5 protein-coding genes are annotated in these 5164 nt (G+C 74.6%); 2 read left to right on the top strand and 3 right to left on the bottom strand.

From position 1 onward, the window contains the following. Positions 1–98: 98 nt before the first annotated feature. Both ACWF41_RS07040 and ACWF41_RS07035 read right to left on the bottom strand, forming a co-directional pair. A complete protein-coding gene (locus ACWF41_RS07040; RefSeq protein WP_380326578.1) occupies positions 99–482 on the bottom strand; it encodes a hypothetical protein in 384 nt (127 codons plus the stop codon). 105 nt (positions 483–587) lie between these two features. Then, complete coding sequence (locus ACWF41_RS07035; protein WP_380326581.1) at positions 588–1112, bottom strand: hypothetical protein; 525 nt, start codon at positions 1110–1112, stop codon at positions 588–590. A 265-nt stretch (positions 1113–1377) separates the two neighbouring features. Between ACWF41_RS07035 and ACWF41_RS07030 the strand changes: the two genes are divergently transcribed. Next, positions 1378–1977, top strand: coding sequence for a hypothetical protein (locus tag ACWF41_RS07030; protein ID WP_380326584.1), 600 nt, complete (start codon positions 1378–1380; stop codon positions 1975–1977). Between the two features lie 3 nt (positions 1978–1980). Here ACWF41_RS07030 and ACWF41_RS07025 read toward each other — a convergent pair whose 3' ends face one another. Further along, positions 1981–2499: a putative immunity protein gene (locus ACWF41_RS07025; RefSeq protein ID WP_380326587.1), complete on the bottom strand. Its 519-nt coding sequence runs from the start codon at positions 2497–2499 to the stop codon at positions 1981–1983. Positions 2500–2691: 192 nt separating this feature from the next. Here ACWF41_RS07025 and purL point away from each other — a divergent pair, with 192 nt between their 5' ends. Then, positions 2692–5043: a phosphoribosylformylglycinamidine synthase subunit PurL gene (gene purL / locus ACWF41_RS07020; RefSeq protein ID WP_380326590.1), complete on the top strand. Its 2352-nt coding sequence runs from the start codon at positions 2692–2694 to the stop codon at positions 5041–5043. Positions 5044–5164: the final 121 nt, after the last annotated feature.

Here is a 5164-nt window from a genome sequence, read left to right as displayed (position 1 = left end):
AAAAAGCCCCCCCGCCGCCGCCCCCCCGAACCCCCTGGGGGCCCCTTCGAAAAGATTCTTCGGGGGCCCCCACCGGCGTCTCGTGGGGGACGGGTGCGTCAGGCCGCGGCGGGCGTCGGCTCCCCGGTCGTGCGCACCGGCCGCGGGTACTCCTCGACGACGGCGCCGGGGACGTCCTCGGCGGGCGCCCCCGCGGGGACGGCGGCCGGAACGTCGGCGGCGTCGACGGTGGCTCCGACAGCGGCCGCGGCGGGGACGGGTTCCTCGGCGGGCTGCTCGTCACGCAGCGGCAGCCCCAGGGTCACGGTGGCCGGGCGTGGGACGCGCGGCGGCGGGACGGTCAGCGCCACCAGGGCGGCGCCCCCGAGCCCGAGCAACAGAGCGGCCCACGCCACCCACGTCCAGCCCAGCGCCGCAGACGCGCCCAGCAGGGCCCCGTCCGCGATCCCTACGACGAGCCCGACGACGAGCACCCGTCTCATGCCTACCTCCCACGGTCCGCCTCATCCGTGCCTCTCCCAGGAGACGACAGGTAGGGCGCTCGTGCATCCGCAGGGCGGATCGTGGAGGTCACAGGTGCGTCACGGTCACCGTCCAGGCGGGTGCGGCCAGTCGAGCGCGGGCGCCGGCACGGGCACCGGGTGCGGCGGGTCGTCGTGCCCCAGCAGCAGGGGCGACGGCGTCGCGTCGAGCGCCGAGCGCAGCTGGTGGTGCATCTCGCCGGTGAGCCGCAGCGCGAGCTCGAACCGGACGGGCGCCACGTGGTCGACGTGCAGCCGCCCACCGATGGCGGGGTGCGGCGAGAACGCGAGCACCTCGTCCGGGCGCGGGAGCGTGCCGGCGTCGAGGACCTCCCGGCAGAGGTCCTCCAGGAGGAGGTCTGCGCGCCCGTCGGGAGAGTCCAGCTCGGTGTACATCTCGACCGCGGTGGACCACCGGAGCTCGAGCGACCCCTCGATGGTGTCGAGGAACCACCACCCCTCCAGGGACTCGAGGAAGACGTCGCCGAAGACAGTCGTGAAGCGGGGCGTCTTGCCGTGGACCCCCAGCCACGACCAGGACGCCAGCCCGTACGCGAAAGCGCCCGGGGCAAAGGTTCTGAGCAGTTCCACGAGCGCATCAAACCACCTTGTGGTAAAAGACAAAACCCTTGGCCGTCCGGGCGGAGGTCGTGGCCTGGCTCACGGAGAAGCGTCACCTGATCGTGACCTGGGTCAAGGATGCGGGCAGGATAGTCAAGAAGAGGTCATCGCCGCAGGTCCCGGGTCGTGCGGCGGCGGGCGGAGGAACTCGCACTCCCCGCCGGCCGTTGTCCCGGGTGCCGCTCCGCGACCTCGGGAGCACGCAGAACTTCAGCCCCTCACCCGGAGGTGACCCATGGAGACGCCGGCCGACAGCCGCCGGGTCGACGCCCGCAGCGTCGCGATCACGGGCCTGGCGACCCTGGCCTGGTATGCCGTCCCGGACGTCGTCGGGCCGCGGTGGGCCCGCGCGCTGACCAAGGTCGCCGTGCTCGGCGGCGGCGTCGCCCTCGTCACCGTCGCGACGCAGGAGGGCCGGTCCGCGCTCGACGGCCTACGGGAGGTGCGCGACGAGCTGCGCGACCTGGGCGCAGCCGCCGCGGACGCGGTCGACGGCGACGGTCTCCAGGACGGCGCGGTCGGCGCCGACGGTGCGGGCGGCCCCGGCGCCGCGGCCGGCCGGGACGACAACGTGCTGCTCGGCGAGGCCGGCCTCGACGGCGCGGACCCCCTGCCGGACCCGGTCGTCGTGGGCGTCGCGGCGGGTGCCGCCGTGGTCGTCGCCGTCGTCGTGGCGGTGGCGGGGGAGAAGTGGGCCTACCGGCGCGGCGAGCGCTGGCGTGCGCGCGGGCTCCGTCTCCCGCACACGCGGGTGGGGCTGCTCCTCGGGGCCGCCGCGGCGGCGGCGACCGCCCTCGACCCCTCGGCGGCGCGGTCGCGGCCCGAGGGCGGCTGAGGGTCAGTCGTCGAAGACGTCCCAGCAGATCGCGCTGCGCGCCCGCTGGTCGTCGAGGACGAGGTCGAGCAGCTCGGCGGGCACCTGCTTCCGCTGCCAGTCGCGCTCCGCGAGGCGCGCGGCCTCCGCGCCGCCGGCGGGGGCCGCGGCGCTCGCGGCCCGGATCGCGTAGGCGGCGGCGCCCAGGTCGTGCGCGGCGACGTGCGCGACGGCGACCGCCTGCCCCGCCGCGAGGGCGGCGAACCGGGCCGGGTCGGGGCGCCCCTTGCCGGCGGCGTTCGCGACGAAGGCGGTGCGGTGCGCCTCGCGCATCGGCACCTCGCCGCGGATCCAGCCGCGCGCCACGTCGAGCGCCTCGCGCGGGCGCGGGTCGTCGGGCGCCTCCCGCTCGAAGAGCGGCAGCACGTGGTCGGCGCAGGCCACGGCCCACGCGGCCAGCATCCGGTGGTGGTCGTCGGTGAGGGTCCCGCCCCGGCGCACGGTGATCAGCCGGGGGTCGCGGACGGTGGGCAGGATCGGCACGGGCCCATCCTGCCGGGCCGCCCGTCCGGGGTCGCGGCGGACGCCGGTAGACTGGCGGCGCGCCGTGTGGCGCCCCCGCCCGGAACCGACGCCGGATACCGGCACCGCGAGGCGGTGCGGCGATCACCCGGTCCGAGCACCCGGAGCATTCCGGCCACCCGTGCTTGTACTCGTGCGACCCGAGGGAAGTTGATGACCGCCGCTGCCGACAGCGCTGAAGCCGTGTCCGCCCCCCGTCCCCAGCTGGACACCGTCGAGAACGCCGCCTCCACGCCCGACGAGGCGCAGCCGTTCGCGGAGCTCGGGCTCAAGCCGGACGAGTACCAGCGCATCCGCGACCTGCTCGGCCGCCGCCCCACGGCCGCCGAGCTCGCGATGTACTCCGTGATGTGGTCCGAGCACTGCTCGTACAAGTCGTCCAAGGTGCACCTGAAGAAGTTCGGTGACCGCGTCACCGACGAGATGAAGGAGCACCTGCTCGTCGGCATCGGCGAGAACGCGGGCGTCGTCGACGTCGGCGACGGCTGGGCGGTCACCTTCAAGGTCGAGTCGCACAACCACCCGTCGTTCGTCGAGCCGTACCAGGGCGCCGCGACCGGCGTCGGAGGCATCGTCCGCGACATCATCTCGATGGGCGCGCGCCCCGTGGCCGTGATGGACCAGCTGCGCTTCGGCGCCGTCGACCACCCGGACACCGCCCGCGTCGTGCACGGCGTCGTGTCCGGCGTCGGCGGCTACGGCAACAGCCTCGGCCTGCCCAACATCGGCGGCGAGCTCGTCTTCGACGGCTCCTACCAGGGCAACCCGCTCGTCAACGCGCTGTGCCTCGGCGTGCTGCGCCACGAGGATATCCACCTGGCCAACGCCTCGGGCGTGGGCAACAAGGTGGTGCTCTTCGGTGCGCGCACCGGCGGCGACGGCATCGGCGGCGCCTCCATCCTCGCGTCGGAGACCTTCGAGGACGGCGTGCCGGCCAAGCGTCCGAGCGTCCAGGTGGGCGACCCCTTCATGGAGAAGGTGCTCATCGAGTGCTGCCTGGAGCTCTACGCGGCGCAGGTCGTCGAGGGCATCCAGGACCTCGGCGCCGCGGGCATCTCCTGCGCGACGAGCGAGCTGGCCTCGAACGGCGACGGCGGCATGCACGTCTGGCTCGACGACGTGCTGCTGCGCGACCCCACGCTCAACGCCGGCGAGATCCTCATGTCGGAGTCGCAGGAGCGCATGATGGCGGTGGTCACGCCGGAGAAGCTCGAGCAGTTCCTCGCGATCACCGGCAAGTGGGACGTCGAGACCGCCGTCATCGGCGAGGTCAACGACTCCGGCCGCCTCACCATCGACCACCACGGCCAGCGGATCGTGGACGTCGACCCGCGGACCGTCGCTCACGAGGGCCCGGTCTACGAGCGGCCCTACGCCCGACCGGCCTGGCAGGACGGCCTCCAGGCCGACACCACGGTGGCCGCGGGCCTCGCCCGTCCGACGTCGGCCGACGACCTGCGCGCCACCGCGCTGCGCCTGCTCGCCTCGCCGAACCTCGCCTCGAAGGCGTGGGTGACGAACCAGTACGACCGCTTCGTCCAGGGCAACACCGCGCTCGCCCAGCCCGACGACGGCGGCGTGGTCCGCGTCGACGAGGCCACCGGCCGCGGCGTCGCGCTCGCGACCGACGCGAACGGCCGCTACGGCAAGCTCGACCCCCGCACGGGCGCCCAGCTCGCCCTCGCGGAGGCGTACCGCAACGTCGCGACGGCCGGAGCCACGCCGCTCGCCGTGACGGACTGCCTCAACTTCGGCTCGCCGGAGCACCCGGACTCGATGTGGCAGCTCGTCGAGGCGATCGAGGGCCTCGCGGACGCGTGCCAGGAGCTGGGCGTCCCGGTCACCGGCGGCAACGTCTCGCTCTACAACGGCACCGGCGAGCCCGGGCAGATCGACTCGTCGATCCACCCGACGCCCGTCGTCGGCGTCCTCGGCGTGATCGACGACGTGCGCACCGCGGTGCCGTCCGGCTGGCGCGCCGAGGGCCTGTCGATCTTGCTGCTGGGCCGCACGGCCGACGAGCTCGACGGGTCCGCGTGGGCCGACGTCGAGCACGGGCACCTCGGCGGCCTGCCGCCGCGCGTGGACCTCGGTGCCGAGCGCGCTCTCGCCTCGGTGCTGGTCGAGGCCCGCGAGCAGGGCCTCGTCGCCGCCGCGCACGACCTGTCCGAGGGCGGCCTCGCCCAGGGCCTGATCGAGGCCTCGCTGCGCTATGGCGTCGGCGCGGACGTCGCGCTCGACGGCGTCACCGGCCGCGACGGCGTGACGCCGTTCGCCGCGCTGTTCAGCGAGTCCACCGCGCGCGCCCTGGTGGCCGTGGACCCGGAGCACGAGTCCGAGCTCGTCGCGGTGGCCGAGGCCGCCGGCGTCCCCGTCCTGCGGCTCGGCCGCACCGGCGGCGAGGCGCTGGTCGTGGCCGGCGGCTTCGACGGCGAGACCTTCACGGTGCCGCTGGACGAGGCCCGCGAGGCCCACGAGGGCACGCTGCCGCGCATCTTCGGCTGAGCCCGGCCCCGCAAGAACGCTGTGAGCGGGGGTGTGGTGGGTTTTTCCGTGCTTCAGAACCACGACACACACCACCACACCCCTCGCCCCTGTTTGGTCGTGTGTCACATAGCTTGTGGTT

The sequence above is a fragment of the Isoptericola sp. NPDC055063 genome, assembly GCF_053608125.1.
The sequence above is the reverse complement of the archived record's forward strand: the minus strand, read 5'-3'. Positions and strand labels throughout refer to the sequence as shown.